Origin of the sequence: Stenotrophomonas rhizophila, from assembly GCF_020857975.1 — a bacterium.
Lineage (GTDB): Bacteria > Pseudomonadota > Gammaproteobacteria > Xanthomonadales > Xanthomonadaceae > Stenotrophomonas > Stenotrophomonas rhizophila_C.
On sequence record NZ_JACWUO010000002.1, the window covers coordinates 213795 to 238910 of the forward strand.

Consider the following 25116-nt stretch of genomic DNA (forward strand, 5'->3'; position numbering starts at 1 on the left):
GGGTGGATGTGACTGCTCACGGGGTGGACTGCACCGAAATGCTCAGTTGATTGGCGGTGGCGTTGCCGGATCCCGCGACCTGATTGAGTTGCAGGACGCCGGCCAAGCCCTGCAGCGCGGTGGCTTCCACCGCCACGCTGCGGGTTCCAGCGGACGTGCCGCTGTTGGCGGTGCCCTGCCCCCCTGCTGACGCGATCGCCTCCGACGCGGCCAAGGCCTCGTCGCTGGACTCGCGTATGCCCTGTTGCGCCAGCGTGGCAGCGACGACGTTGAGCGTCGCGTTGCCGGTGCCGCTGGCCTGGTTGATCATCACGACGCCGCTGGCGCCGTTCAGTGCCTGCCCGCCGATACTGGCGCTGGCATCCATCGCGCCCTCGCCCAGCACCCGGTTGGCGCGGTGCTGCTGGCGGGCATTGATGGCGATGTGCGCGTTGTCGCCATTGGCGATGGCCAGCAGGTTGGCCTGCTGGTTCAGATCGCCGGCGGCCATGTTGACGGTGATGGCGCCATCGGCAGCGGACAGCGCGCGGCCGTCGATGCGGCTGGTAGTGAGATAGGACAGCATGCCGGAGTAGTCAACGGCCTGCTGCGCCTGCAGTGGCAGCGGCGATGCCATGGCCGTGACCGTGGCCAGCAGCAGTCGGTGCAGGCGCTTCATTTGCCCGGCCCGCCCGCAGCTGCGCCGAGCGGGAACTGCGCCAGCGCGCCGCGCACCTGGTCGCCGATGCCACGGGTCGCCCCGCTCACCGCGCCCATCGGCCCGCCGATCGCATTGCTCAGTTGCCCGCCGGACAGCATGCCGTTGTCGTTGGCCTTGCCCAGGGTGGCGTTGACGTTGGTACCGGTAGCGCGTTCGATGCTGGTCGGGACGTGCCCGGCCCCGGCGCCGGGGTTGGCGCCCAGCGCGGCGTAGTCGGCGTCGCTGAGTTCGTCCAGACCGGTCGCGGTTCCCAGCGCCTGCCCCACTTCGCGCTTGGGCGAGGGATCGGCGATCAGTGCCATGCCCGGCGGTGCCGGCCGGTAGGCAGGCCGTGCCGGGACATCGCGCAGCAGCACGATCTCACCGGGCAGCGCCTTCACCCCCTGGCGCGCGCCGGAGGCCTGCGCGGCCATCGGCGACGCCAGCGCGACCAGCAGGCAAACGCTGGCGCGGGTCGTGCGATGTGCGGCAATGCGGTCCATGGCGCCCTCCTCGAAACGTGCCGAGGGGTAACGCAGCAATCGTGCCAACTGCCAAACCCTGCAATGGCGCGGGTTTGGTCGGCCTGCCCGGGCTCATGGCGCAACGGGAATGTTACAGCGCCGTTGGCAACCGGCCGGCTGAACCAGCGCATCCTGCCGCCGCATTCCCGTGCTTGCTGGCCTGGCAGGGGGTGTATCAGCGGTGTTGCACCGGTCGATACACCCGTTACAGCCCCTGCTCAGGTTGCCGGATACGAACAGGCCCGCATCGGCGGGCCCGTTGGTCTGGATCGCACCAGCCGTGCTCAGGACGCGCGTTTCTCCAGCTCGTCCACACCCAGGTTGGTCGAGGGATTGTCGTATACCGACTGATCCAGCAACCCGGTTTCCTTGGCCACCAGCACCGGCACCAGCATCTGCCCGGTGACATTGGTCATGGTCCGCATCATGTCCAGGATGCGGTCGATCGCATACAGGTAGCCGATGGTTTCCAGCGGCAGGTTGGCCGCGCTCAACACCACCGTGGCCATCACCACCGCCGTGCCCGGCACGCCGGCGGTGCCGAAACTGCCCAGCACCGAGGCGATCAACACCACGATGTACTGCTCCGGGGTGAGCGGGGTGCCGGTGTACTGGGCGATGAAGACCGCGCACAGCGCCGGGTAGATCGCACCGCAGCCGTCCATCTTGATGCTGGCGCCCAGCGGCACCGCGAAGGAGGCGTAATCCTTGTTCACCCCCAGGTTGTGGGTGATCGAACGCATCGCCGCCGGCATCGCCGCAAAGCTCGACGAACTCACGAACGCCACCTGCATGCCCGGCGCCGCGCCACGGAAGAACTTCAGCGGATTCAGGCCATGCGACAACAGCAGCCCGCCGTACACCACCACGATGTGGAACGCGCAGGCCACGTACAGCGCCAGCACGAAACTGCCCAGCGGCAGCAGCTTCTCGAAGCCGTAGCTGCCGACCAGGCCGGCGATCAGGCCGAAGGTACCCAGCGGGGTCATCTCCAGCACGAAGCGGGTGACCTGGATCATGATCTCGCTCAGCTGCCCGGTCAGCTTGCGCGCCTCGGCGACCTTGTCGCCCAGCTTGACCATCGCAAAACCCAGCAGCCCGGCAAAGAAGATCACCGGCAGGATCGAACCGCGCCCGGGCGCCAGCACCGTTTCGCCGGCCGCGTTGAGCTTGGTGCCGATGCCGGTCAAGGCATAGAACACGTTGGACGGCACCACATCCATCAGCACCTTGATCACGCTGGGCACCTCGCGCGGCGTGTAGCCGTGGTCCATGCTCAGGCTCAGGTTGCCGGTGCCCGGCTGCAGCAGCGTGCCCACCGCCAGGCCCACGCAGACCGCCAGCGCGGCGGTGATGATGAACCACAGGAAGGTACGCCCGCCCAGCGCGGCCACCGACTTCTGCCCGTGCAGCGACGAGATCGCATTGATCACCGCGAAGAACACCAGCGGTACCGCGATCATCTTGATCAGGGTGACATACAGCTCCCCGAGCGGACCGAACCAGGTTTCCGCGGCCGGCCCGAGCAGCCAGCCGGCCAGCGCACCCAGCACGAAGCCGCCGAGCACCCGTTGCCAGAACGGAATCCGCAACCAGGCAGAGACCAGCTTCATGAGCGTTCCAGAGAGAATTCGACAGCTAGGCACCTTAGCCCAACCTTGCCCCCGCAACGAGACGCACACGGAAAATCAGCGTGTCATCGGCGTGCCTTGCGTCCTTCTGCATAATGAACGCCCGTTTCACCTGTGAGATATGCCTGTCCATGTCCCGTACCACGTCCCTGGTGGCGGCCATCGCCACCACCCTGCTGCTGGGCGCCTGCGCCAGCACTTCCCCCGCCCCCAGCGCCGCCGGCGCGGTTGCGGTCGACGTCCCCGCCGTGGCCCACCCGGCCGGTGAGACCCCACAATGGTGGTACCGCAGCGGTGCCGCCCGCGCCGCCGGCAACGGCGCCATGGCCGGCAAGGCAAAGAACGTCATCCTGTTCCTCGGCGACGGCATGAGCCTGACCACCGTGGCCGCCGCCCGCATCTTCGAGGGCCAGCGCAACGGCAACCCCGGCGAAGAGAACCTGCTGTCCTGGGAACGCTTCCCGGCCACCGCATTCAGCAAGACCTACAACACCGATTCGCAGACCCCCGACTCGGCCGGCACCATGACCGCCATCACCACCGGGGTGAAGACCCACATGGGCGCCATCGGCGTCAGCGCCGGCACCCGCAACGACTGCGCCGACAGCCTCAACAAGGAACTGCTGACCTGGCTGCAGCTGGCCGACAGCGCCGGCATGGCCACCGGCATCGTCTCCACCGCGCGCCTGACCCACGCCACCCCGGCGGCCACCTATGCGCACTCGCCCGAGCGCAACTGGGAAAACGACGCCGACCTGCCCGAGGCCGCCAAGGCCGCCGGCTGCAAGGACATCGCCCAGCAGCTGCTGTCCACCTCGCGCTACGGCCGCGGCCCGCTGGTCGCCCTGGGCGGCGGCCGCGCCCAGTTCACCACCGTCCAGGAGCGCGATCCGGAGTACGACGACAAGGTCGGCCAGCGCCTGGACGGGCGCAACCTGGTCGGCGAATGGCAGCAGGCCCATCCGCGCGGCGCCTATGTGTGGAACGCCAAGCAGCTGCAGGCCGCCACCGATGCGCCGGCGATCCTGGGCCTGTTCGAGCCGGACCACATGCGCTATGAAGCCGAACGCAAGGACGACCCGGCCGGCGAACCCAGCCTGGCCGAGCTGACCCGTGCGGCGATCGGCAACCTGGCCAGGCACCAGGAAGGCTATGTACTGATGGTCGAAGGCGCCCGCATCGACCATGCCAACCACAGCGGCAACGCCTACCGCGCGCTGAGCGATACCGTGGCGCTGTCCGATGCGGTGCGCGCCGCGGTGGAGGCCACCTCCGACCAGGACACCCTGATCATCGTCACCGCCGACCACTCCCATACCCTGAACTTCGTCGGCTACCCCGCCCGCGGCAACCCGATCCTGGGCAAGGTCAAGGACAAGGGCGGCGAAGACGGCACCGGCGCGCTGGACCTGGCCCGCGACGGCCTGGGCCTGCCCTACACCACCCTGAGCTACGCCAACGGCCCCGGCTACACCGGCAGCAGCAACCAGCAGCCGGCCGGGCCCAAGCGTTACCCGCACAACCCCAGCAGCTTCGACCCGGCCGCCGGCCGCCCGGACCTGAGCCACGTCGACACCGAGGACGAGGACTACATGCAGGAAGCGCTGGTGCCGAGCAAGAGCGAAACCCATGGCGGCGATGACGTCGGCATCTGGGCGCGCGGCCCGGGCAGCAAGGCGGTGGGCGGCACCATGGAACAGAACGCGATCTACCACCTGATCGTGCAGGCCACCCCGCGCCTGCGCCAGCGCCTGTGCCAGGCCGGCACCTGCGATGCCAAGGGCGTGCCGGTGGAACTGCCCAAGCCGGCCGCGTTCGAACGCCGCCCCGACGCCCGCTGACCGCCGCCGGGGCCGCCGCTAGCCACCGACCGCCGGTCGGTGCGATAACGGGTGCCGGCCCAGTGCCGGCACTTCCTGCCCCCCCCTCTTCCCAACCGGCCCGATGATCAGCCCGCTTCCCCCCTTCCCCGCTTCTCCCACGCCGGTCCTGGTCGGTTTCAGTGGCGGGCTGGATTCGACCGTGCTGCTGCATTGGCTGGCGCAGTCCCCGGCCCAACGTGCCGCCGGCCTGCGCGCGCTGCATGTGCACCACGGCCTGCAGGCGGTGGCCGGGGACTGGGTCGAGCATTGCCGCGCGCTGTGCGCCCAATGGGGCATCGCACTGCAGGTGATCCACGTCGACGTCGCCCGCGACAGCGGCCAGGGCCTGGAAGCGGCCGCCCGCCACGCGCGCCGCGACGCCTTCGCCAACGCCCTGCAGCCGGGCGAATGGCTGGCCCTGGCCCATCACCGCGACGACCAGGCCGAAACCTTCCTGCTGCGCGCCCTGCGCGGCTCCGGCGTGGACGGGCTGGCCGCCATCCGCGCGCAGGCCCCGTTCGCCACCGGCCAGGTGTGGCGCCCGTTGCTGCAGCTGCCGCGCAGCGACCTGCTGGCCCACGCCCGCGCCCACCAGCTGCACTGGATCGACGACCCCAGCAATGCGCTGGACGACGCCGACCGCAACTTCCTGCGCCTGCACGTGCTGCCGCTGCTGCAGCAACGCTGGCCGCAGGCCGACGCCGCCTTCGCGCGCAGCGCCGACCTGTGCGGGCAATCGCAGCGCCTGCTGGACGTTTCCGACCGCGACCTGCTGCGCCGCTGCAGCGTGGCCGCCGGCGTGCTCGACTGCGCCCGGTTGCTCAAGCAGCCGCGCGAGCGCCGCGCCCGCCTGCTGCGCCGCTGGGTGCGCCAGTGCGGCCTGCCGCCGCTGCCGGCCGCCGGCATCGAGGCGATCGAACGCGAGCTGTTGCCGGCCGCCCACGATGCCGATGCGCAGTTCGCCTGGCAGGGCGCCCGCATCCGCCGCTGGCGCGGCGAGCTGCACCTGTTGTCGACCACCCTGGCCCTGCCACCGCACTGGAGCGTGCACTGGGACGGACGCGCGCCACTGGCGCTGCCCGATGGCGGCCTGCTGGAGCTGATCGGTGCGCCGCGCCTGCGCAATGCACTGCAGATCAGCGCACGCCGCGGCGGCGAACGCATCCAGCTGCCCGGCCGCACCCATTCCCACGCGCTCAAGGACCTGCTGCAGCGCGGTGGCCTGCCGCCCTGGCAACGCCGCCAGTTGCCGCTGCTGTTCGACGGCGAGGTGTTGATGGCCGCCGGCGACCAGGTGATCGCCGCACCGCTGCAGCAGTGGCTGGATGAACACCACGCACGCCTGCGCTGGACCCCGGGCGCGGCGTGAATTGACCCCACCGGGTTGGCGCATCACACTTGCCCCATGCCCAAGAAGTCCCCCAACGAAACCTCCCCGGTCGCCCACTTCGAGCAGTCGCTGGAAGAACTGGAGCAACTGGTGGAGAAGATGGAAACCGGCGAGATGAGCCTGGAACAGTCGCTGAGCGCCTACGAGCGCGGCGTGGGCCTGTACCGCCAGTGCCAGCAGGCGCTGGAACAGGCAGAACTGCGCGTGCGCCTGCTCAGCAACCCGGCCCAGCCGGACACCGCCGAACCCTTCGACCCGCCCGGCCATGACGGTTGAGTCCGCGTTCGCGCGCTGGCGCGACCGCATCGAAAGCCAGCTCGACGCCTGCCTGCCCGCCCCCGACCACGCGCCGCAGCGCCTGCACCAGGCGATGCGCTATGCGGTACTCGGCGGCGGCAAGCGCATGCGGCCACTGCTGGTGTATGCCAGCGGCCAGCTGTTTGCCGCCGACGAACACGCGCTGGACACCCCGGCGATGGCCGTTGAACTGATCCACGCCTATTCGCTGGTGCACGACGACCTGCCGGCGATGGACGACGACGCGCTGCGCCGCGGCCGGCCGACCACCCATATCGCCTTCGACCAGGCCACCGCGATCCTGGCCGGCGATGCACTGCAGACCCGCGCCTTCGGCCTGCTCGCCGACGCGGCGTTGCCGGCCATGCTGCGCGTGCACTGCCTGCAGTCGCTGACCCACGCCTCCGGCGCGGCCGGCATGTGCGGCGGCCAGGCGCTGGACATCGATGCCACCGGCCAGGCCCAGCCGCTGGAGGCGCTGCAGCGCATGCATGCACTGAAGACCGGCGCGCTGATCCGCGCGGCGGTGCGCATGGGCGCGCTGTGCGGCGACGCGACGCAGAGCGAGATGCTGCAGCTGGACGATTTCGCCAGCGCGTTGGGCCTGGCCTTCCAGGTGCGCGATGACATCCTCGATGTCGAGGCCAGTTCCGAACAGCTCGGCAAGACCGCCGGCAAGGACCAGGCGCAGGCCAAGTCCACCTTCCCCGCCCTGCTCGGCATGGACGGCGCCAAGGCGCACCTGGCCATGCTCAACCAGCGCATGCACGACAGCCTGGCCGGTTACGGCGAGCGCGCCGATGCATTGCGTGCGCTGGGGCGGTTGGCGGTGGAACGTAGTTACTGATACACCGCGCGTTGCGCGGTGATCGACCAACGGTCGATCGCTACAGGTGTCGCCAAAAAAAACGCCCGGGAATCCCGGGCGTTTTCTTTCCACGCCTGCGCGCTGGATTACTTGATCAGGCGCAGCGTGAACGGGTAGCGGTAGGCTTCACCGTTGTTGGCCTTGACCGCCGCCAGGATGCACAGCACCAGGTTGGCCACCCATACCGCGGCCAGCATCAGCGTGCCGATCAGCACCACGACCAGGATGCTGGAAATGATGTAGGCGATCATCACGGTGATCTGGAAGTTCAGCGCTTCCTTGGACTGGTCGACCACGAACGGCTTGCTGCTGTCGTCCTTGTTGACCAGCCAGATGATCAGCGCACCGATGAAGCCGGTGAAGATACCCAGGATATGGGCCACCAGCGCCATGGTGCGCTGGTCGGACGGCGCCTCACCGGCCGGTGCCGGCGGCGGGGCGGTGACGTTGTCGAAATCGCTCACGAGAAACTCCTTGTTCGAATGTGGGTACAGCTGGGCAGGCTCCCCGCCTGCCTGGGCAGCGCCCATAGAATACGTCAATCGTTGCCCGCGACGGTCATCCGGCCGACCAGGATCGAGCCCACCTGCACGTGCGAGCGGCGGTCCACGTCGGTGCCCACCGCCTCGATGCTGGCGAACATGTCCCTGAGGTTGCCGGCGATGGTGATGCCGTCCACCGGGTAGGTGATTTCGCCGTTCTCCACGCGGAAACCGCCGGCCCCGCGCGAGTAGTCGCCGGTGACCCCGTTGACGCCCTGCCCCATCAGTTCGGTGACCAGCAGGCCCTCGCCCATCTGCCGCGCGATCGCGGCCAGGTCGCCGGCATTGGCCCGGACCTGCAGGTTGTGGACGCCGCCGGCGTTGCCGGTGGTCGGCAGGCCCAGCTTGCGCGCCGAGTAGCTGCCCAGGACATACCGCTGCAGTACCCCGTCGCTGACCAGGGCCGCATTGCGCGTGGCCACCCCGTCGCCGTCGAACGCCGACGAACGCAGGCCGCGGCGCAGCAGCGGCAGCTCCTCGATGCCGAACCAGTCCGGGAACAGCCGGGTGCCGACGCTGTCGAGCAGGAAGCTGGCGCGGCGGTACAGCGCCCCGCCGGACACCGCGCCGAGCAGGTGCCCGATCAGCGAGCGCGCCACCTCCGGCGCGTACAGCACCGGCATCTGCGCGGTGGCCATCGAGCGCGGCTGCAGCCGGGCCACGGTGCGCGCGGCGGCATGACGGCCGATCGCCGCCGGCGACTCCAGGTCTTCCCGGGCCAGCGCGCTGCTGTACCAGCCATCGCGCTGCATGCCATCGCCCTGGCCGGCAATCAGCGCACAGCCGATCGAATGGTGGCTGCTGCGCTCGCGGCCGATGAAGCCATGCGAGTTGGCATATACCGACAGGCTCTGCGCGGTGGCCGCCGAGGCGCCGTCGGAATTGCTGATGCGGCCGTCGGCCTCGCGCCCGGCCGCCTCGCAGGCCAGGGCCAGGTCCACGGCCTGGTCGGCGCTCAGTTCCCAGGGGTGCCAGCCGTCCAGGTCGGGGAACTGACGGGCCATCAGGGCCGCATCGGCCAGCCCGGCCGCATCGTCGTCCTCGGTATGCCGGGCGATCGCGCAGGCCTGGGCCACGGTCGATTCCAGGCTGTCCTCGCGCAGGTCGGCGGTGCTGGCGCTGCCCTTGCGCTGGCCGAAGTAGACGGTCACCGCGATACCGCGGTCGCGGGTGGCCTCGACCGTCTCGACCTCGCCCAGGCGCACGTTCACATCCAGCCCGCGCTCGTCGCTGCAGCTGACCTCGGCCTGGGTCGCGCCCAGGGCCCGGGCCCGCTCCAGCAGGCGCTGGGAGATATCGGCCAGCTGCTCCAGGCGCTGCAGGCTGTCGTCGGCCGGGGCCACTTCAGGGGAGATCACGTTCAATGCTTTATCCTGTGGGGGTTAGTGCCCGGCGCGACGCGGGGCACAGTTTACGGATGTGGAAATAAGACGATGCGCGGACGCGACGAAGAAACCGGTGAATTCCTTGATATCAGCCGCAGCCAGAACCGCCGGGCTGCACTGGACGTGCTGGCCCTGGGCGAGAAGCTGGTCGCGCTGACCCCGGCCCAGCTGGCCCGCCTGCCGGTGCCCGAAGACCTGCTGCCGCACATCGCCGAGGCCAAGCGGATCACCGCCCATATCGCCCACAAGCGCCAGCTGGCGTTCCTGGCCAAGCACATGCGCCGCGAAGACGATGCCGTGCTCGATGCGCTGCGCGACGCGCTGGATGTCAACAGCGACTCCTCGCGCCGTGAAGTGGCCATGCTGCACCGGGTCGAAGACTGGCGCGAGCGCCTGATGAAGGACGGCGACAAGGCGTTGGGCGCGCTGCTGGACGAATACCCGCAGGCCGACCGCCAGCAGCTGCGCACGCTGGTGCGCAATGCCCAGGCCGAGCGTGCCAAGAACAAGCCGCCGCGCGCGTTCCGCGAGATCTACCAGACGCTGCGGGTGCTGATGCTGCCGGCCGCGCTGGGCCTGGAAGGCGTTCACGCCGACCAGGACGAGCAGGACCAGCCGGCCGACACCGACACCGATACCGGCGGCAACGCCGAGGACTGAGTCCCGGCGCCCGCGCGGCGTAGCCGGCACCGGGCCGGCGACGGCGTGCTCAAACCGTGGCATCGGGCGCATCCCGGCTCAGGCCTGGGTGCCGCCCACGGTGATGCCGTCGATCAGCAGCGACGGCTGGCCCACCCCGACCGGCACGCTCTGGCCATCCTTGCCGCAGATGCCCACGCCCTCGTCCAGGGCCAGATCGTTGCCGATCATGCGTACCTTCTGCATGGTTTCCGGGCCGTTGCCGATCAGCGTGGCGCCCTTCACCGGCGCGGTGATCCTGCCGTCTTCGATCAGGTAGGCCTCGGTGGCCGAGAACACGTACTTGCCGCTGGTGATGTCGACCTGGCCGCCGCCGAAATTGACCGCGTACAGCCCCTTCTTGACCGAGCGGATCATTTCTTCCGGGTCGTGCTGGCCGGCGCGCATGTAGGTGTTGGTCATGCGCGGCATGGTCATGTGCGCGAACGACTCGCGGCGGCCGTTGCCGGTCGGGGCCACGCCCATCAGCCGCGCGTTGAGCGAATCCTGCATGTAGCCGACCAGGATGCCGTCCTCGATCAGCGTGGTGCACTGGGTCGGGTGGCCCTCGTCGTCGATGTTCAACGAGCCGCGACGACCGTCCAGGGTGCCGTCATCGACGATGGTCACGCCCGGGGCGGCCACGCGCTCGCCGACCCGGCCGGCATAGACGCTGGTGCCCTTGCGGTTGAAATCGCCTTCCAGGCCGTGGCCCACCGCCTCGTGCAGCAGCACGCCGGGCCAGCCCGGGCCGAGCACCACGGTCATCACCCCGGCCGGGGCCGGAATCGCCTCCAGGTTGACCAGGGCCTGGCGCAGCGCCTCGCGGGCGAAGCCCTCCGGGCGGCCGTCGGCGAACAGTTCCTCGTAGCTGTAACGGCCGCCACCGCCGGCATAGCCGGATTCGCGGCGGCCCTGCTGCTCCACGATCACCTGCACGTTCAGCCGTACCAGCGGGCGGATGTCGGCGGCCAGCACGCCGTCGCTGCGCGCGATCAGCACTGTGTCCACGCCACCGGACAGGCTCACCATCACCTGCTGCACGCGCGGGTCGGCCGCGCGCAGGTAGCGGTCCAGGCGCTTGAGCACCTCGACCTTGGCCTCGTTGCCGATGCCGTCGATCGGGTCCAGCGCCGGGTACAGCGCGCGGCCATTGCCACGCACCAGCGAGCGCGCCTGCTGCGCCCCGCCCTCGCGCGAAATCGCGCGGGCCGAATGGGCCGCCGCCAGCAGCGCATCGCTGTGGATGTCGTCGGAATAGGCAAAACCGGTCTTCTCGCCGGCGATGGCGCGCACGCCCACGCCCTGCTCGATCGAATGGGCGCCGTCCTTGACGATGCCGTCCTCCACGCTCCAGCTTTCGCGGCGCGCATGCTGGAAGTACAGGTCGCCAAAATCGATGCCCGGCCCCAGCAGGGTGCCGAAGGTACGTTCCAGGCCGCCGAAATCCAGCCCGGCGGGCAGCAGCAGGCGTTGATGGGCAAGGGTGAGTGCGTTGTCGGTCATGGCATCTATCTGAGGGCGCCGGCCGCTATCGCAAGCCGGGCGCGGGAACGGGTACATGGGGATCAGCGTACCGGAGGCGGCGCGGCCGCGGCCGGTTTGGGTGCATCGTCGCGGTCGATCACCTCGACCTTGGGCTCGGCCCAGGGGCCGGTGACCCGGTAGGTCTTGGCGCCGATATTGCCCAGCGGCTTGGACAGCACCGCATTGGCAGCGGCGCCCACGGCCGCGCCGACCGGCCCGCCGGCCACCGCGCCGACCACGGTCAGCAGGTTGCCCGCGCGCGGGTTGACGTCGATGGTCTGGTCGAACTGCTGGCGGCGCAGGTCGGTCTGGCCGCGGATGCTGATGTTGGCCGCCGGGCCTTCGATCAGCACCTTGTCGGTGGTGGCCATGCCGTTGGCGAAGGCCAGCGTGCCCTCGACCTGGTTGAAGGCAAAGCCCTTGGAGAAGAAGTCGCGGAAGTCGAACATCAACCGCCGCGGCAGCTGGGTCACGCTGAGCAGGCCGAGCACGCGGCCGGCGCCGGGCTCCAGCTCCAGCAGCTGGCCGTTGCGCGCCTGCACCTGCAGCTGGCCCTGCAGCGCCCCCAGCTGGAAGTCCGAGGGGCCGCCCTGCCAGCCGGCATCCAGGCTCAACTGGCCCTGGCCGCCGCGCAGCTGGCCGCCGTAGTCCAGGTTCTGCATCAGCCCGCCCAGGTCCTCGCTCTTGACCTGCACGGTGACCTGGGTGCGCGCCGCTTCGCCCATGCCCAGCCAGCGGCCCTGGATGTCGATGGCCTGCCTGGGCGCGCGGAACTGCAGCTGGTCCACGTTCAGGCCGTTGCCGAACGGGCGCGTGCGCAGCGTCGCCTGGCCGAGCACGGCCTTGCCGAACTGCAGGTCGTCGATATCCAGCGACAGCGGCGGAATCTTTGCCGGGTTGGTGTCGTTGGCACTGGCCTGGACCCGGGCCGGCAGGGTGGCATCGGGCGGCAGCAGGATCGGCGCGCCGTCGGACGGCACCTTGGCCGGGGTGGGCAGGGATTGCCAGTGCACCCGGCTGAGCTTGCCGACGATGGTGCCGCCATCGGCATTGGGCACGCTCAGGCTGCCGGCCAGCGACGGGCCGTCCAGGCGCACGTCCACCCCGCTGGCGTTCGGCCGCAGCTGCAGCCGGGTCTGCGCGAACACCCCACCGGCCAGCAACAACTGGCCGACCTGCACATCGACCTGGCGCAGCGGCATCGGGTCCGGGTCGCCGCCACCGCCACCGGGCGAGCGGGCCAGGCCGATCCATTCCAGCGCGTCCAGCGAACCGCTGCGGCCGTTCACCGCCAGGCCGCTGGCCGGCGGGTCGCGGTCGACGCGGCTGCTGCCGAGGGTGACCTGCACCCCGGTCTGGTTGTTGTGGGTGCGCGCGGCCAGCGCCAGCCGTTGGCCGAAGGCCACATCGACCCGGCCACTGTCCATCGGCAGCTGCGCGTTGACCGTGGTCGCCAGCGGCACCGGCGCGGCCTTGTCCAGCGGCGCCGGCAGGTCCAGCCGGGTGCCGACCAGGTCCGAACGCAGGGTCAGCAGGGTCGGCGGCGTGGTCCTGGCCCCGGGCGCGACCTTGGGCAGGGTCACCCCGATGGTCCAACGCGAGGTGCCCGCGATGTACGGCTTGAGCCAGCTCAACGCCGCCGCGCGGTCCAGCAGCGTGCCGGCATCCAGCGACGCGCTCAGTTCCGATTCAAAGGCCTGCAGCGGGTCGCGCACATAGCCGCCGGCGCGCAGGCTGAGCAGCCCGTCCTGGCCGAGGTGGTGCACCGCCAGGTTGTCGGCACCGAAACCATCGCGGCTGTACCTGGCCTGCCCGCGCATGGCCTCGAAGGTCAGGTCGAAACGCTTGTCGGCCAGCTTGGCGCCGGCCAGCTCGACCGTGCCGTGCAGGTGGCCGCCGCCTTCGTCGGGGCGCAACGGCTGCAGCAGGTCGAAGTTGACCGCAGCCGGGCCGCTGGCGGTGAGGTTGTCCAGGGTATCGCCATAGGTGGCCTGCAGCGGGCTCTGCTTGAGCATGGCCAGCAGCGCGCCGGCGTCGCTGCGGGTGGTGGCCTTGACGTACAGCGGGGTCTGGCCGAAATCGGCGATGCCCGCATCGAAGTGGTTCACCGCCACCCCGGCCAGGTCGCCGCTGCCATGCAGTTCGAAGCCCGGGCCGATGAAGGCGATATCGGCATCGACCTTGCCCATCGCCGGCCAGTCGCGCTGGAAGGCGATGGTGCCGTTGCTGATATGCCCGGTGGCCTCGAAGCGGCCGTTGTTGCGGTCGAACGGCCAGTCGTCCAGGTCGCCGGTGACCAGGCCGACGCCACCACGCACCTGGCCGGACACCAGCGCGGCGTCCAGCCAGTCGGTGGCGCGCTTGCTCATCCTGGAATGCACCCAGAAACGCTTGGCCGTGGTCATCGGCACATCGTCGATGCGCGCGGCCAGCTGCATCCACGGCCGGCTGCCGTCGCCCTGGAACCACACGCTGCCACGCACGTCGGCGGCATAGTCGGTGCCCTGCACGCGCAGTGCCGGGGTGCCCACCCGCCAGCCACCGGCCTCGTCGCGCCAGCCGACCAGGCTGCCGGCCAGGCGCACGTCGTGGCGCTGGCCGAAACCGCTGGGCCAATCGAACTGCAGGGTGCGGGTGGGCTGCAGGTCCAACTGGAAGCCGTCGGCATCCCCGCTGAAACGCCCGCCCACCCCGCCCAGGCCGGGCGCATGGCCGACTGCGGCAAAGCCGATGTCGTCCAGTTCGCCCTGGATGGACAGCGCGCCGTCGCGTTGCCCGGCTATCCGCACCCGGCTCATCCGCGCATGCGGGGCGGCCTGCAGCAGCCACCGGCGCAGGCCCGGTTCGACCCGGTCGCTGAGCGCCAGCGCGCGCAGCAGCGCAGTGGCATCGATATTGTCCCCGGCCAGCGCGTAGTGCTGGCCGCCGGCCAGCAGCAGCCCGTCCAGGCGTTGCACCTGCGCACCGCCGGCCAGGCCGATGCGCAACTGCGGCGCATCGGCGCGCCAGCCGCCGCGCACCCAGCGCCAGCGCGCACGCAACTGCAGGGTGTCCAGTGCAAGCTGCGGCCGGGTGCCGTCGGCCAGCAGCGCGCCGCGCAGGCGCAGGCCGGCCAGGTCGGCATCGGCGGTGACCATCACCACCCGGTGGTCGCGCAGGTCCACCCAGGCGTTGAGCTGCCCGCCGCCCTGCTGCAATGCCACCCCACCGAACTGCAGCAGGCGCGACCAGGCGCGGAAATCGGCCGGGTCGGCCGACAGCCAGGCCTGGCCGTTGCCCTGCGCGCGTTCGAAATCCAGCACCGCGGTCAGCGGCGCGGCGGCCGGGTCGGCCCAGGCGCGTGCGCCGACGCGCAGGCGCTGGCCGTTCACGCGCAGGCGCAGGTCGATGCGCGGCAGCTGCGCGTGCAGGTCCAGCGAGGGTGCCTCCACGCTCAGCCGGCCGCCGATCACCTGCAGCTCACCCAGGCGGCGCAGCGCCTCCAGCGGATCGCCGCTGCCGCCCTGCGGCAAGCCGCGCACCGACCAGCGGCCGTCGTCGGCGCGCTCCAGCACCAGCGCCAGCCCACGCAGGCGCAGTTCGGTCAACGAATGCCCGGGCAGCAGCCCGGCGTACATCGACACCAGCACCTCGGCCTCGCCGATGACGATGCCCTGCCCCTGGCCGATGCGCAGGCCCTTGAGTTGCAGCAGCGGGCCGCGCCGGGTCCAGGTGGTATCAAGATGGTCGAACCGTACCGGCTGGCCGGCGCGCGCGCTCAGCCAGGCCGCCACCTTGTCGGGGTGGCGCTCGGCCAGGGGCAGCAGCTGGCTGACGGTGCCCACCAGCACCGCCACCACCACCAGCACGATCGCCATGGCGTAGACGGCATGGCGGCGAATCCTTCGCAGTCGCAGTCGCAGCGGCGTGGTCATCGGCACGCATACCTGCCCGCGCACCAGGGCGCAGGCAGGCGAAGGTCAGAGCAGCACGACATCGAACTGCTCCTGCAGGTACTGCTCGTCGGCCTGGAAGCGGATCGACTTGCCAAGGAATTCTTCCAGTTCGGCCACCGCCGCCGATTCCTCGTCGGTGATCCGCGCCACCACCTTGGACGAGGCGATCACCAGCAGCCGCGCCGCATCGAACTGGCGCACCGCACGGGTGATCTCGCGGAAGATTTCGTAGGTGACCGTTTCGGCGGTCTTGATCGAGCCGCGCCCGCTGCATTCCGGGCAGGGTTCGGACAGCTGCCGTTCCAGGCTTTCCACGGTGCGCTTGCGGGTCATCTCGACCAGCCCCAGCGGCGAGAAATCGTAGACGGTGGTCTTGGCATGGTCGCGCGCCAGCGCCTTTTCCAGCGTGCGCAGCACCTGGCGGCGGTGTTCGGCGTCATCCATGTCGATGAAGTCGATGATGATGATCCCGCCCAGGTTGCGCAGCCGCAGCTGGCGGGCCACCGCCTGGGCCGCCTCCAGGTTGGTGCGGAACACGGTTTCTTCCAGGTTGCGCTGGCCCAGGAACGAACCGGTGTTCACATCGATGGTGGTCATCGCCTCGGTCTGGTCGATCACCAGGTAGCCGCCGGACTTGAGCGGCACCTGCTTGTCCAGCGCGCGGCCGATCTCGTCCTCGACCCCGAACATGTCGAAGATCGGGCGGTCGCCGCTGTACAGCTCGAGCTTTTCGGCCAGCACCGGCATGTACTTGGCCACGAAGGCCTGCAGCTGGGTGAAGGTTTCCTTGGAGTCGACCTTGACCTTGTCCACGTCCTTGCGGATCAGGTCGCGCACCGAACGCAGCGGCAGGCTCAGGTCTTCATAGATCACGCTCAGCGGGGCGGCGTCGCGGCCGCGGCGCTCGACCACGTTCCAGACCCGCGACAGGTAGGCCACGTCCTCGGCGATGGCCTCGGCCGGCTGGCCCTCGGCGTTGGTGCGCACGATGTAGCCGTAGCCACCGTGCTGGGCCGACAGCTCGGTGACCAGGCTCTTCAGCCGGGCGCGCTCGGTTTCGTCCTCGATCCGCGCCGACACCCCGACCACCTTGGACTGCGGCAGCAGCACCATGTAGCGCGAGGGAATGCTGATCTGGGTGGTCAGGCGCGCACCCTTGGTCCCGATCGGGTCCTTGACCACCTGCACCACGATGTCCTGGCCGTCGCGCAGCAGCTCCACGATCGGCACCGACGACGGCGGCGGCAGGGTGGTGCCCTCGGTATCGGCGCTGGCCACCGGGGCCGGGCGGATCACATCATTGGCGTGCAGGAACGCGGCGCGCTCCAGCCCGACCTCGACGAAGGCCGCCTGCATGCCCGGCATCACCCGCTGCACCTTGCCCTTGTAGATGTTGCCGACCACCCCGCGGCGCCAGCCGCGCTCGATGTGCAGTTCCTGCAGCATGCCGTTTTCGATGACGGCCACGCGGGTTTCGCGCGGGGTGACATTGACCAGGATTTCTTCAGACATGGGCGGCGCCCTCCGTTGGCGTGGTGAAAGCAGCGGGCGAAACGCCAAACGCCTGCAGCAACTGCTCGGTCTGTTGCAGGGGCAAACCCATCACACCCGAATAGCTTCCCGCCAGATGGCGGATGAATCGTTCGGCGCCGCCCTGGATCGCGTACGCGCCGGCCTTGCCCATCGGTTCGCCGCCGGCCACATAGGCGGCGATGGCGTCCTGGCCGATGTCGATGAAGCTCACCTCCGACACCACCAGCACGCTGTCCTGGCGCCCGTGGGCGGCCAGCGCCACGGCGGTCATCACCTGGTGGGTGCGCCCGGACAACGCCTGCAGCATCGCGCAGGCATCGGCGGCGTCGACCGGCTTGCCGAACACCCGGCCCTCCAGCACCACCTCGGTGTCGGCGCCGAGCACCACCGCATCGGCCGCGTCGGCCAGCAGGGCCAGCCCGGCGCGCGCCTTGTCGGCGGCCACCCGCTGCACATAATGGCGGGCCGGCTCGTCGGCGGCACGGACTTCGGGCACCTCAAGGTCCAACGCGCGGAACGGTCGGTCCAGGCGCGCCAGCAGTTGGGTTCGTCGGGGGGAGCGGGAGGCAAGATAAAGCATCGTCGAAGCATAACCTGCGTGCCCTGTCTGAATCGAAAGCAACCACTCCGAATCGTCATCAACCCCGGAAAAGCTCACGACACGTTCATCGCCCCGACACCACCCTCACGCCTTCACAAGGAGATCCACATGCGCCGCCTGTCCCTGTCCCCGTTGCTGCTCGCCCTGTCCCTTGCCCTGGGAACCTCGATGACCGCCCACGCCCAGACCCAGCCTGCCGTCGCCGTCGCCGCCGACAGCACCCTGCTCAACATCTCGGCCAACGCCGAAGCCAAGCGCGTGCCCGACGTGGCCACGCTGTCGGCCGGCGTGGTCACCCAGGCCGCCGATGGCAACACCGCCATGCGCCAGAACGCCGAACAGATGGTCAAGGTGCTGGCCGCAGTGAAGGCCGCCGGCATCGCCGACCGCGACGTGCAGACCAGCGGGGTCAACCTCAGCCCGCAGTACCGCTACGCCGACAACGAGGCGCCGAAGATCACCGGCTACCAGGCCAGCAACACGGTCAACCTGAAGGTGCGCGACATCGCCAAGCTGGGCAAGGTGCTGGACGTGCTGGCCGCGCAGGGCGCCAACCAGATCAACGGCCCGCAGTTCGAGATCGACCAGCCCGAACCGGTCTATGACGAGGCCCGCCTGGCCGCGCTGAAGAAGGCCCAGGCCCGCGCCGAGACCTACGCCAAGTCGCTGGGCCTGCGCGTGCGCCGCATCGTCAGCATTTCCGAGAGCGGCGGCGGCAACTTCCGCCCGGTGATGATGATGGCCAAGTCGGCCGGCATGGCCGCCGACGCGGCCACCCCGGTGTCGCCGGGCGAGTCGACGGTCTCGGTCAACCTGGACGTGGTGTTCGACCTGGGCCGGTAATGCCTCGAGGGCGGTGCGGACCAATGGTCCGCACCGGCCGTGTTGCGACGACGGCGCCTGCGGGCGCCGTCATGCTGTGCGCGGTTCTTTCCTGAGCGCCAGCCAAACACCCACCGCCGCCCTGACTTCCGGCCCGTGCCCGGCTCGGGTATTGCTGTCATTGCGCGGCCCCGTGTTGTGCCCCACCGCAACCCCACCGGCCGCGCCTGCACGTTTGATGTTCCCGCACATCTGGCAAGGAGAGTGGAGCATGGTCCGTACCCATCCCCGCGTAGTCCCGCTGCACATCGACGCCTCGCGCGTGCTCGGCATGAGCACCGCGCTGGCCCTGCACGTCCTGGCCCTGATGCTGCTGCTGATCCCGGCCGCCTACGTGGCCGCACCGCTGCCGCGCGAACGCACCCAGGTGCGGATGCTGGTACCGCCCCCGGCAAACCCGCCGGCGCCGCCGGAAATCAAGGAGGAGACGCCCAAGCTGGTGCAGCCGTCGACCACCGTGCCCAAGCCGCAGGCCGCCCCGCTGCCACCGCCCACGGCCAGTGCCGAGCAGGCCTTCGCGGTGCCGCCGCAGCCGGCGGGCGAAACCCTGGCCCCGACCCTCACCCCGCCCAGCCCGGCGCCGGCGCCGGCCGGTGCCGGCGCGCAGCTGCAATACCGCAGCGCCCCGCCGCCGGCCTACCCGATCACCGCCCTGCGCGACCATCAGCAGGGCACCGTATTGCTGCGGGTGCGGGTGGAGCCCGATGGCAAGGCTTCCAGCGTGGTGATCGAACGCAGCAGCGGCTCGCGCGCGCTGGACAACGCCGCCCGCCAGCAGGTGCTGCGCCACTGGCGGTTCGTGCCGGCCCAGGTCGACGGCCAGACCGTGGCCGCCGATGGGCTGGTGCCGGTGAGCTTCTCGCTGCCGGACTGAGCGGGGCCCTGACGCATCCGGCACGGGGAGCCGATCCTGGCTCTCCGTGCCGTCCGGTGCTGATACACAACGTTACGAATTAAGCAATTTTTCACGGTTTCGTCACCGGCCGGAAACCTAGATTGTCGCGGTCGCCACTCGTTTTTAGTGCCGATCCATCGTCATCGTTGGTTTTCCCAGTCAGGAGAGAAGCTGTGAAACACCCGATCCAACGGCTCAACAGCAGCCGCAGTACCCTCGCCCATTCCATTTCCACCGTCCTTGCCGGCGGCACCCTGCTGCTGGCCGGCACGCTGGCCTCCTCGACGGCACTGGCCCAGGAACAAGCGACCAACCTTGACCGGATCACGGTCACCGGCTCCAACATCCCCCGCACCAATACCGAAACCCCGTCCCCGGTCCAGGTGATCACCCGCCAGGAAATCGACCGCACCGGCAAGAGCACGGTCGCCGAATACCTGCAGACCCTGACCGCCGACGGCTCCGGCTCGATCCCCAAGACCTTCGGCAACGGCTTTGCCGGCGGCGGCGCCGGCATCTCGCTGCGCGGCCTGGGCGCCGGCTCCACGCTGGTGCTGTTGAACGGCCGCCGCATGGCCACCTATGGCCTGGCCGATGACGGCCAGAAGGTCTTCACCGACCTGAGCACCATTCCGCTGGATGCGGTCGAGCGCATCGACGTCCTCAAGGACGGCGCCTCGGCCATCTACGGCTCGGACGCGATCGCCGGCGTGGTCAACATCATCCTGCGCGGCGACTTCCAGGGCGCCATCCTGCGCGGCTCCTACGGCACCTCCGGCGATGGCGACGGCAATGCCAAGAAGGCCACGCTGACCGCCGGCACCGGCGATCTCAACACCGATGGCTGGAATGCGTTCTTCAGCCTGGACGTGGGCAAGACCGACGCGATCAAGATCAGCGACCGCAAGAACCGCAAGTGGATCGGCACCGGCGACCTGCGCCCGTGGGGCTATGGCAACAATGCGCAGTTCCTGGGCGGCGCGTTCCTGTCCGGCCGCACCCGTGGCGGCGTGGGCCCGAACGGCGCGGTGTATGACGACCGCAACGTGGACGAAGACAACCCCGCCTTCCTGGTCGCGCTGCCCGGCTGCGCCGGCCTGACCACCATCCCCGGCCAGACCGAGGCCACCGCACAGGCGCAGGGCTGCCTGTGGGATCCGAACCAGCTGTACCGCGACCTGACCCCGGAAGAGAAGTACGTCAACGTGTTCGGCCGCGCCAGCTTCGCCTTCGGCGAGGGCGGCGAAATCTACACCGAGATCGGCTACTCCAAGAAGGAAACCACCTTCAGCAATACCCCCTCGGGCGTGTCCGGCGGTTGGGGCTACCCCGGCGGCCCGGTCAATGCCAACAGCGGCGACGGCGCCACCGTGCTCGGCCCGGACCACCCGGACAATCCGATCCCGGGCCAAGCTTCGCGCCTGCGCTACTCGGCCTGGGATGTCGGTCCGCGCGTGACCAACAATACCAACGAGTTCAACCGCTTCCTGGTCGGAGTCAAGGGCAACTGGGGCGACTGGAGCTATGACACCGCCTTCCTGCATTCGGGCACCGACCTGGTCAACAAGCGCAGCGGCTTCCTGAACTATGACGCGGTACGTTGCGCGCTGGGCAACCCGGCCTGCCCGGGCGGGGTATGGCGCATCGGCGACAACGCCGGGCTGAACTCGCAGGCGCTGTACGACTACATCTCCCCGAACATCAGCGCACGCGCCAAGTCCAGCCTGGACATGTTCGACTTCACCGTGTCGCGCAGCCTGATGGACCTCAAGGGCGGCCCGCTGGGCCTGGCGCTGGGTACCGAGTGGCGCAAGACCAGCAACAGCCTGACCCCGCAGACCTTCACCGACCAGGGCGACATCATCGGCCTGGGCTACTCGGCCTATGACGGCACCCAGAACGTGTACGCCGGCTACGCCGAACTGTCCGCACCGGTACTGGAGCAGTTGGAACTGAGCGCGGCGCTGCGATATGACAAGTACGAGAGCGGCGAAGGCAAGGCCACCCCGAAGCTGGGCGTGAAGTGGAGCCCGGCCGACTGGGTGGCGCTGCGCGCCAGCTATGCCGAAGGCTTCCGTGCGCCGAACCCGGCCGAAAACGGCGACGGCGGCCTGGCGGCGTTCTCCAACGCCGCCGATCCGGTCCGCTGCCCCGGCGGCACTCCGGCCCCGGGCGCTACCGGTGACGACTGCGGCGCGCTGCCGGTGGCCATCATCACACGCCCCAACAAGGATCTGAAGCCGGAGGAATCCAAGAGCTACTCGTTCGGCGTGGTGTTGCAGCCCACCTCCACCACCTCGCTGACCGTGGACGCCTGGCAGATCAAGCGCACCAACGAAATCGCCCAGGGCGACACCGGCGAGGCGATCGCCGCAGGCAACGTGCTGCGCGACAACAACCTGCTCAACGGCGTGCCCGGCACCGGCAGCATCCTGGCGGTGAACACGCAGTACATCAACGCGGCCTCGACCCGGGTCCGCGGTATCGATACCGATATCCGCCAGACCTTCGACATCGGCCCGGGCCAGCTGCAGATGGACCTGCAGTGGAGCCATGTGCTCAAGTTCGAGCGCACCGACGCGGATGTGACCCGCGATTACGCCGGTACCCACGGCAACTGCGATGTCACCAACTGCATCGGCACCCCGAAGGACCGCGTCAACTTCGGCACCACCTGGAAGCAGGGCAACTGGAGCGTCAGCGGTATCGTCAACTACATCTCCAAGATGGAGAACAAGGACTTCCGCGGCCCGGATGGCGAGTACCAGTTCGCCTACGCCGACGGTACCGACGTCACCAAGATCGCCTCGTTCACCACCTTCGACCTGTCCGGCCGCTGGAACGTGACCGAAGCCTTCGAGCTGAACGCCTCGGTGCAGAACGCGTTCGACCGCATCGCCCCGCTGGATCCGACCACCTACGGTGGCGTGAACTACAACCCGCTGCACTTCAGCGGCGCGATCGGCCGTTACTTCACCGTCGGTGCGAAGTACACCTTCAACTGATTTACGCGCAAGCAGTGATAAAGAGCCCGGACGCCGTCCGGGCTCTTTCATTTCGACCCCATGCTTCCGGCTTCAGCGTGCCGGCAACGTGCCGATGTACAGCATCCACGGCCCGGCCAGCCTTGACCATACCGGCACCGGGAACACTACTCGCCGGCGTGGAGCGAACGTTCGGCCAGCAAAGCCATGATTAACGTGCACAGAAAGGAGGCGCCATTGATGGACATCCACACCGACACCAAAGCCAAAATGTCGAACTGCCGGAAATCGGCGAAGTAGAACAACACCGCAGCCGACGCGAAATAACCGATCGCGATCAGTGTCTCAACCCGGGATGAGTGCACGGCGCGGGCCAGACTGCTCGACTGTTTGAACTTGTTGGTCCTGATCCAGGCAAGGTTCGAGCGGAATATCGGAATGACGAACGCCATGATCCCGGTCCAGCGCAGCGCCCCCTTCAACATCAGGGTCAACAAATAATCGCGCGCGCTGTCACTGCCCAGTTCCCTCACCCCGATCAGCACCTTGATGTTGGCCACCAGCATCAGCGAAGCGAGCGCCAGCAGCACGCCGCCAGGTACCGGCAGCAGCCGATCATTGGTCACCGACCAGGCACAGATCGCGATCAGCACCGCATCTGGTACGAAGCCGCCAGCGAAGAACATGTCCTTGAGAGTGGCATGGAAGCGGAAACTGCGTTGCCAGAGCGTGAGCTGTTCGCCATCGGCCAGGCCGAAGTAGCGACGCCAGTGCATCCGGAACTCCTGGTTGGCTCCGGCCCACCAGCGAAACTGCTGCTTCTTGATGCCCTCCATCGTCTCCGGGATCAGTCCCCTGCCCCAGGTTTCGGCGAAGACATGGCCTTTGTAACCGGCCGCGATGATCCGCATCGACATCTCCAGATCCTCGGTAAGACTGTGCTCCGACCAGCCCCCCAGCGCTTCGATCAGCTTGCGCCGGACCAGACACACCGTCCCCACCAGGTAACCCGCGCCGTATTCGTTGAAGGCCGGATGCACGGTCTTGTGGCCGATCAGATAGTGGTGATACACCGCGGACAGAAAATCGTTGTCGCGCCACTGGCGATAATCATGGCTGGTCTGCACGAATCCGGTTTGCGGGTCCTCGAACAACGGGGTGAAATGTTTCAGGAAACCGGCATGCACTAGATAGTCGGCATCGACCAGCGCGATCAGCTCGGCCGCGGGGTCGGTATGCCGCAGCGCAAAATTGATCGCGCCTGCCTTGGCCCCGGTCAGCGGGTCGACATGGAAGAAGCGGAACCGGTCGCCCAGGCTCGCGCAGTGCGCGGCCACCGGCTGCCACAGTGCGGGGTCTTTGGTGTTGTTGTCGATCACCAGCACCTCCAGATCCGGGTAGTCCAGCCGTGCGATCGCATCCAGCGTAGCGATCACCAAAGCAGGAGGTTCCGCATAACAGGGGACGTGGATGGACACCTTTGGCGCGTCCTGCCGAGCACCCGCCGCGATGGCCTGCTGAGCTGCATGCAGCCGCGGAAAGGCGATCGTGTAGCGGGGCAGGTCCGAGAGCACCGCGCAGACTGTGCCAAAGATGGCTACCAGCAACGAAACGGCCATCAGCAGGTAACCACCTGCCACCACCATCACCGGCAGACCGGCATGCGTGAGCAGGCCCGTAAGCAACACCAGCACCCCCACCGGCAGACAGAACACGCAGGCCAGGTAGCCAAATCCAAACGTGGTGAGCAGCGGCAGACGCAGGCGTGTGCAGATGGCCAGCAACAGCCCCGAGGCCAGCGGAAGCACAACGCCATCAAGCCGGCCCGTCACCTGCCAGGTGAGCGCCGCGGCGACGACCGCGCCCACCGCCCAGATGCCGCCCCATATCCCATCCTGCGTGGCTGCAAGCCGGTAGCGGGCATAGAGGATGAAGCCACCAACCACATTGAAAAACGCCGAAAAGAATACTGCATCCATGGTAGTTCGCCCTGTAACTGCGGTGACGGTCCCTTCGAGCGTTCACATCGCACCGGACCTGAGCGGGACAGGCCTGGCATGCGCTACGCGCGGCATTCTCCACGTCCCTGCACCGCCTGGCGTCGCAGCGCTACCCACTGCATGTGCTGCTCCGGACAAAACTCCTTTGCCCCATCGGCACACGCCTGCATGGCGACCCGGAACAAGCGCAGCCCCCCCCTCCGTGCGACGGTTCAATCTGCCCATCGCGTTGTCAGCGTGCCGTGAACCCGGTGGACTGGGACTGCGCGCCTGGACGGCTGCAAGAATGGCAACGGCCTCGGTTCACTGAGCTGGGCCAAGGGTGCTCCCAAATAGCGCTGCCCCGCCCTTCTGCCTTCCCGCCCCTGGGCGATGGGCAAAAAAGGTTCTTCTCCCAGATGCGTGGATTTCCGCATTGAAGATCAACGAGCAGAGCAACGGCGGCCAGTGCGTGCTTTACTTGTTTGGGCAGGCACGGCTGGATTTGCCGGGCCGTCGTGCACCGACGCGGCGGCAGGGGGTGTTACCCCTGCGTGCCGCCCCATGCCGTCGGCGTGTGTTTCCACCACGTGCACTCATTGACCGATATCGGACATCAGCTGCGGCCCCTTGGCTGGGCCGACCGGCGTACTGCCCGGCTATCGGTCAGGGTTTGCGTACTGCAATCACCCGGTACTGCTTCTGCTGGCCCAGGCGTGCCGCCTTCTCATCGATGCGCGCACAGAGCCGGTCTTCGCCGCAAGGCACCAGGTCGGCCCCGGCGATCCGGTCCAGCCAGGCGATTTCGGCACGCCGCCGCGCCGCCTCATCCAGTGTCTTGTCGGCGCCGTGCACGGCATAGCCCACGCCCAGCACGGCCATGCCGGCCGCAGCCAGCATCGCCAGGGTGGCCATCCACAGCCG

19 protein-coding genes are annotated in these 25116 nt (G+C 68.9%); 8 read left to right on the forward strand and 11 right to left on the reverse strand.

The features are described from left to right. Positions 1-16: 16 nt before the first annotated feature. From IC535_RS02910 to IC535_RS02920, 3 genes are all read right to left on the reverse strand, one after another. Positions 17-658 carry a hypothetical protein gene (locus tag IC535_RS02910; RefSeq protein WP_228884325.1) on the reverse strand — a complete coding sequence of 214 codons (642 nt, stop codon included), beginning with the start codon at positions 656-658 and terminating at the stop codon, positions 17-19. After that, on the reverse strand, positions 655-1182 hold the full coding sequence (locus tag IC535_RS02915; RefSeq protein ID WP_228884324.1) for a hypothetical protein: 528 nt from the start codon (positions 1180-1182) through the stop codon (positions 655-657). Before IC535_RS02915 ends, IC535_RS02910 begins: the two co-directional genes overlap by 4 nt. A gap of 305 nt (positions 1183-1487) precedes the next feature. Continuing rightward, positions 1488-2816: a dicarboxylate/amino acid:cation symporter gene (locus IC535_RS02920; protein ID WP_228884323.1), complete on the reverse strand. Its 1329-nt coding sequence runs from the start codon at positions 2814-2816 to the stop codon at positions 1488-1490. A 149-nt stretch (positions 2817-2965) separates the two neighbouring features. Here IC535_RS02920 and IC535_RS02925 point away from each other — a divergent pair, with 149 nt between their 5' ends. The 4 genes from IC535_RS02925 (at position 2966) to IC535_RS02940 (ending at position 7230) form a co-directional block, all read left to right on the forward strand. Continuing rightward, positions 2966-4675 (forward strand): alkaline phosphatase, encoded by a 1710-nt coding sequence (locus IC535_RS02925; RefSeq protein ID WP_228884322.1) that lies wholly within the window; start codon positions 2966-2968, stop codon positions 4673-4675. A 103-nt stretch (positions 4676-4778) separates the two neighbouring features. Further along, a complete protein-coding gene (gene tilS, locus IC535_RS02930) occupies positions 4779-6065 on the forward strand; it encodes a tRNA lysidine(34) synthetase TilS (protein ID WP_228884321.1) in 1287 nt (428 codons plus the stop codon). A 36-nt stretch (positions 6066-6101) separates the two neighbouring features. Further along, positions 6102-6362 (forward strand): exodeoxyribonuclease VII small subunit, encoded by a 261-nt coding sequence (locus IC535_RS02935; RefSeq protein WP_228884320.1) that lies wholly within the window; start codon positions 6102-6104, stop codon positions 6360-6362. Beyond that, the gene (locus IC535_RS02940) at positions 6352-7230 is read left to right on the forward strand and encodes a polyprenyl synthetase family protein (RefSeq protein WP_228884319.1); all 879 of its coding nucleotides are present in this window, start codon (positions 6352-6354) and stop codon (positions 7228-7230) included. Before IC535_RS02935 ends, IC535_RS02940 begins: the two co-directional genes overlap by 11 nt. 107 nt (positions 7231-7337) lie before the next feature. Here IC535_RS02940 and IC535_RS02945 read toward each other — a convergent pair whose 3' ends face one another. Both IC535_RS02945 and pmbA read right to left on the reverse strand, forming a co-directional pair. Next, on the reverse strand, positions 7338-7715 hold the full coding sequence (locus IC535_RS02945) for a DUF4870 domain-containing protein (protein ID WP_228884318.1): 378 nt from the start codon (positions 7713-7715) through the stop codon (positions 7338-7340). 74 nt (positions 7716-7789) lie between these two features. Then, positions 7790-9157 carry a metalloprotease PmbA gene (gene pmbA / locus IC535_RS02950; protein WP_228884317.1) on the reverse strand — a complete coding sequence of 456 codons (1368 nt, stop codon included), beginning with the start codon at positions 9155-9157 and terminating at the stop codon, positions 7790-7792. A gap of 69 nt (positions 9158-9226) precedes the next feature. On the opposite strand from pmbA, the gene yjgA reads away from it, so the two are divergent. Further along, a complete protein-coding gene (gene yjgA / locus IC535_RS02955; protein ID WP_228884316.1) occupies positions 9227-9838 on the forward strand; it encodes a ribosome biogenesis factor YjgA in 612 nt (203 codons plus the stop codon). 78 nt (positions 9839-9916) lie between these two features. On the opposite strand, the gene tldD is transcribed toward yjgA, so the two are convergent. From tldD to IC535_RS02975, 4 genes are all read right to left on the reverse strand, one after another. Further along, on the reverse strand, positions 9917-11362 hold the full coding sequence (gene tldD, locus IC535_RS02960) for a metalloprotease TldD (RefSeq protein WP_228884315.1): 1446 nt from the start codon (positions 11360-11362) through the stop codon (positions 9917-9919). A gap of 62 nt (positions 11363-11424) precedes the next feature. After that, positions 11425-15297 (reverse strand): YhdP family protein, encoded by a 3873-nt coding sequence (locus tag IC535_RS02965; protein WP_228884314.1) that lies wholly within the window; start codon positions 15295-15297, stop codon positions 11425-11427. Positions 15298-15342: 45 nt separating this feature from the next. Next, positions 15343-16830 (reverse strand): ribonuclease G, encoded by a 1488-nt coding sequence (gene rng / locus IC535_RS02970; RefSeq protein WP_228884313.1) that lies wholly within the window; start codon positions 16828-16830, stop codon positions 15343-15345. Next, complete coding sequence (locus IC535_RS02975) at positions 16823-17431, reverse strand: Maf family nucleotide pyrophosphatase (protein WP_228884509.1); 609 nt, start codon at positions 17429-17431, stop codon at positions 16823-16825. The genes rng and IC535_RS02975 overlap by 8 nt, the downstream gene beginning before the upstream one ends. A 129-nt stretch (positions 17432-17560) precedes the next feature. On the opposite strand from IC535_RS02975, the gene IC535_RS02980 reads away from it, so the two are divergent. From IC535_RS02980 to IC535_RS02990, 3 genes are all read left to right on the forward strand, one after another. After that, the gene (locus IC535_RS02980; protein ID WP_228884312.1) at positions 17561-18295 is read left to right on the forward strand and encodes an SIMPL domain-containing protein; all 735 of its coding nucleotides are present in this window, start codon (positions 17561-17563) and stop codon (positions 18293-18295) included. A gap of 250 nt (positions 18296-18545) precedes the next feature. Next, complete coding sequence (locus IC535_RS02985; RefSeq protein WP_228884311.1) at positions 18546-19208, forward strand: energy transducer TonB; 663 nt, start codon at positions 18546-18548, stop codon at positions 19206-19208. A gap of 194 nt (positions 19209-19402) precedes the next feature. Continuing rightward, the gene (locus IC535_RS02990; protein WP_228884310.1) at positions 19403-22234 is read left to right on the forward strand and encodes a TonB-dependent receptor; all 2832 of its coding nucleotides are present in this window, start codon (positions 19403-19405) and stop codon (positions 22232-22234) included. Positions 22235-22380: 146 nt separating this feature from the next. On the opposite strand, the gene IC535_RS02995 is transcribed toward IC535_RS02990, so the two are convergent. Both IC535_RS02995 and IC535_RS03000 read right to left on the reverse strand, forming a co-directional pair. Continuing rightward, positions 22381-24192 (reverse strand): glycosyltransferase, encoded by a 1812-nt coding sequence (locus tag IC535_RS02995; protein WP_228884309.1) that lies wholly within the window; start codon positions 24190-24192, stop codon positions 22381-22383. A 666-nt stretch (positions 24193-24858) separates the two neighbouring features. After that, the gene (locus IC535_RS03000; RefSeq protein ID WP_228884308.1) at positions 24859-25107 is read right to left on the reverse strand and encodes a hypothetical protein; all 249 of its coding nucleotides are present in this window, start codon (positions 25105-25107) and stop codon (positions 24859-24861) included. Positions 25108-25116 lie beyond the last annotated feature (9 nt).

What these genes read in the sequence shown, in the direction of transcription:
- IC535_RS02980 (WP_228884312.1), top strand. Translation starts at nt 17,561, where the DNA reads ATGCGCCGCCTGTCCCTGTCCCCGTTGCTGCTCGCCCTGTCCCTTGCC.
- IC535_RS02965 (WP_228884314.1), bottom strand. Translation starts at nt 15,297, where the DNA reads ATGACCACGCCGCTGCGACTGCGACTGCGAAGGATTCGCCGCCATGCC.
- IC535_RS02995 (WP_228884309.1), bottom strand. Translation starts at nt 24,192, where the DNA reads ATGGATGCAGTATTCTTTTCGGCGTTTTTCAATGTGGTTGGTGGCTTC.
- IC535_RS02985 (WP_228884311.1), top strand. Translation starts at nt 18,546, where the DNA reads ATGGTCCGTACCCATCCCCGCGTAGTCCCGCTGCACATCGACGCCTCG.
- IC535_RS02935 (WP_228884320.1), top strand. Translation starts at nt 6,102, where the DNA reads ATGCCCAAGAAGTCCCCCAACGAAACCTCCCCGGTCGCCCACTTCGAG.
- IC535_RS02975 (WP_228884509.1), bottom strand. Translation starts at nt 17,431, where the DNA reads ATGCTTTATCTTGCCTCCCGCTCCCCCCGACGAACCCAACTGCTGGCG.
- IC535_RS02940 (WP_228884319.1), top strand. Translation starts at nt 6,352, where the DNA reads ATGACGGTTGAGTCCGCGTTCGCGCGCTGGCGCGACCGCATCGAAAGC.
- IC535_RS02925 (WP_228884322.1), top strand. Translation starts at nt 2,966, where the DNA reads ATGTCCCGTACCACGTCCCTGGTGGCGGCCATCGCCACCACCCTGCTG.
- tilS (WP_228884321.1), top strand. Translation starts at nt 4,779, where the DNA reads ATGATCAGCCCGCTTCCCCCCTTCCCCGCTTCTCCCACGCCGGTCCTG.
- yjgA (WP_228884316.1), top strand. Translation starts at nt 9,227, where the DNA reads ATGCGCGGACGCGACGAAGAAACCGGTGAATTCCTTGATATCAGCCGC.
- IC535_RS02910 (WP_228884325.1), bottom strand. Translation starts at nt 658, where the DNA reads ATGAAGCGCCTGCACCGACTGCTGCTGGCCACGGTCACGGCCATGGCA.
- IC535_RS03000 (WP_228884308.1), bottom strand. Translation starts at nt 25,107, where the DNA reads ATGGCCACCCTGGCGATGCTGGCTGCGGCCGGCATGGCCGTGCTGGGC.
- IC535_RS02920 (WP_228884323.1), bottom strand. Translation starts at nt 2,816, where the DNA reads ATGAAGCTGGTCTCTGCCTGGTTGCGGATTCCGTTCTGGCAACGGGTG.
- IC535_RS02915 (WP_228884324.1), bottom strand. Translation starts at nt 1,182, where the DNA reads ATGGACCGCATTGCCGCACATCGCACGACCCGCGCCAGCGTTTGCCTG.
- rng (WP_228884313.1), bottom strand. Translation starts at nt 16,830, where the DNA reads ATGTCTGAAGAAATCCTGGTCAATGTCACCCCGCGCGAAACCCGCGTG.
- tldD (WP_228884315.1), bottom strand. Translation starts at nt 11,362, where the DNA reads ATGACCGACAACGCACTCACCCTTGCCCATCAACGCCTGCTGCTGCCC.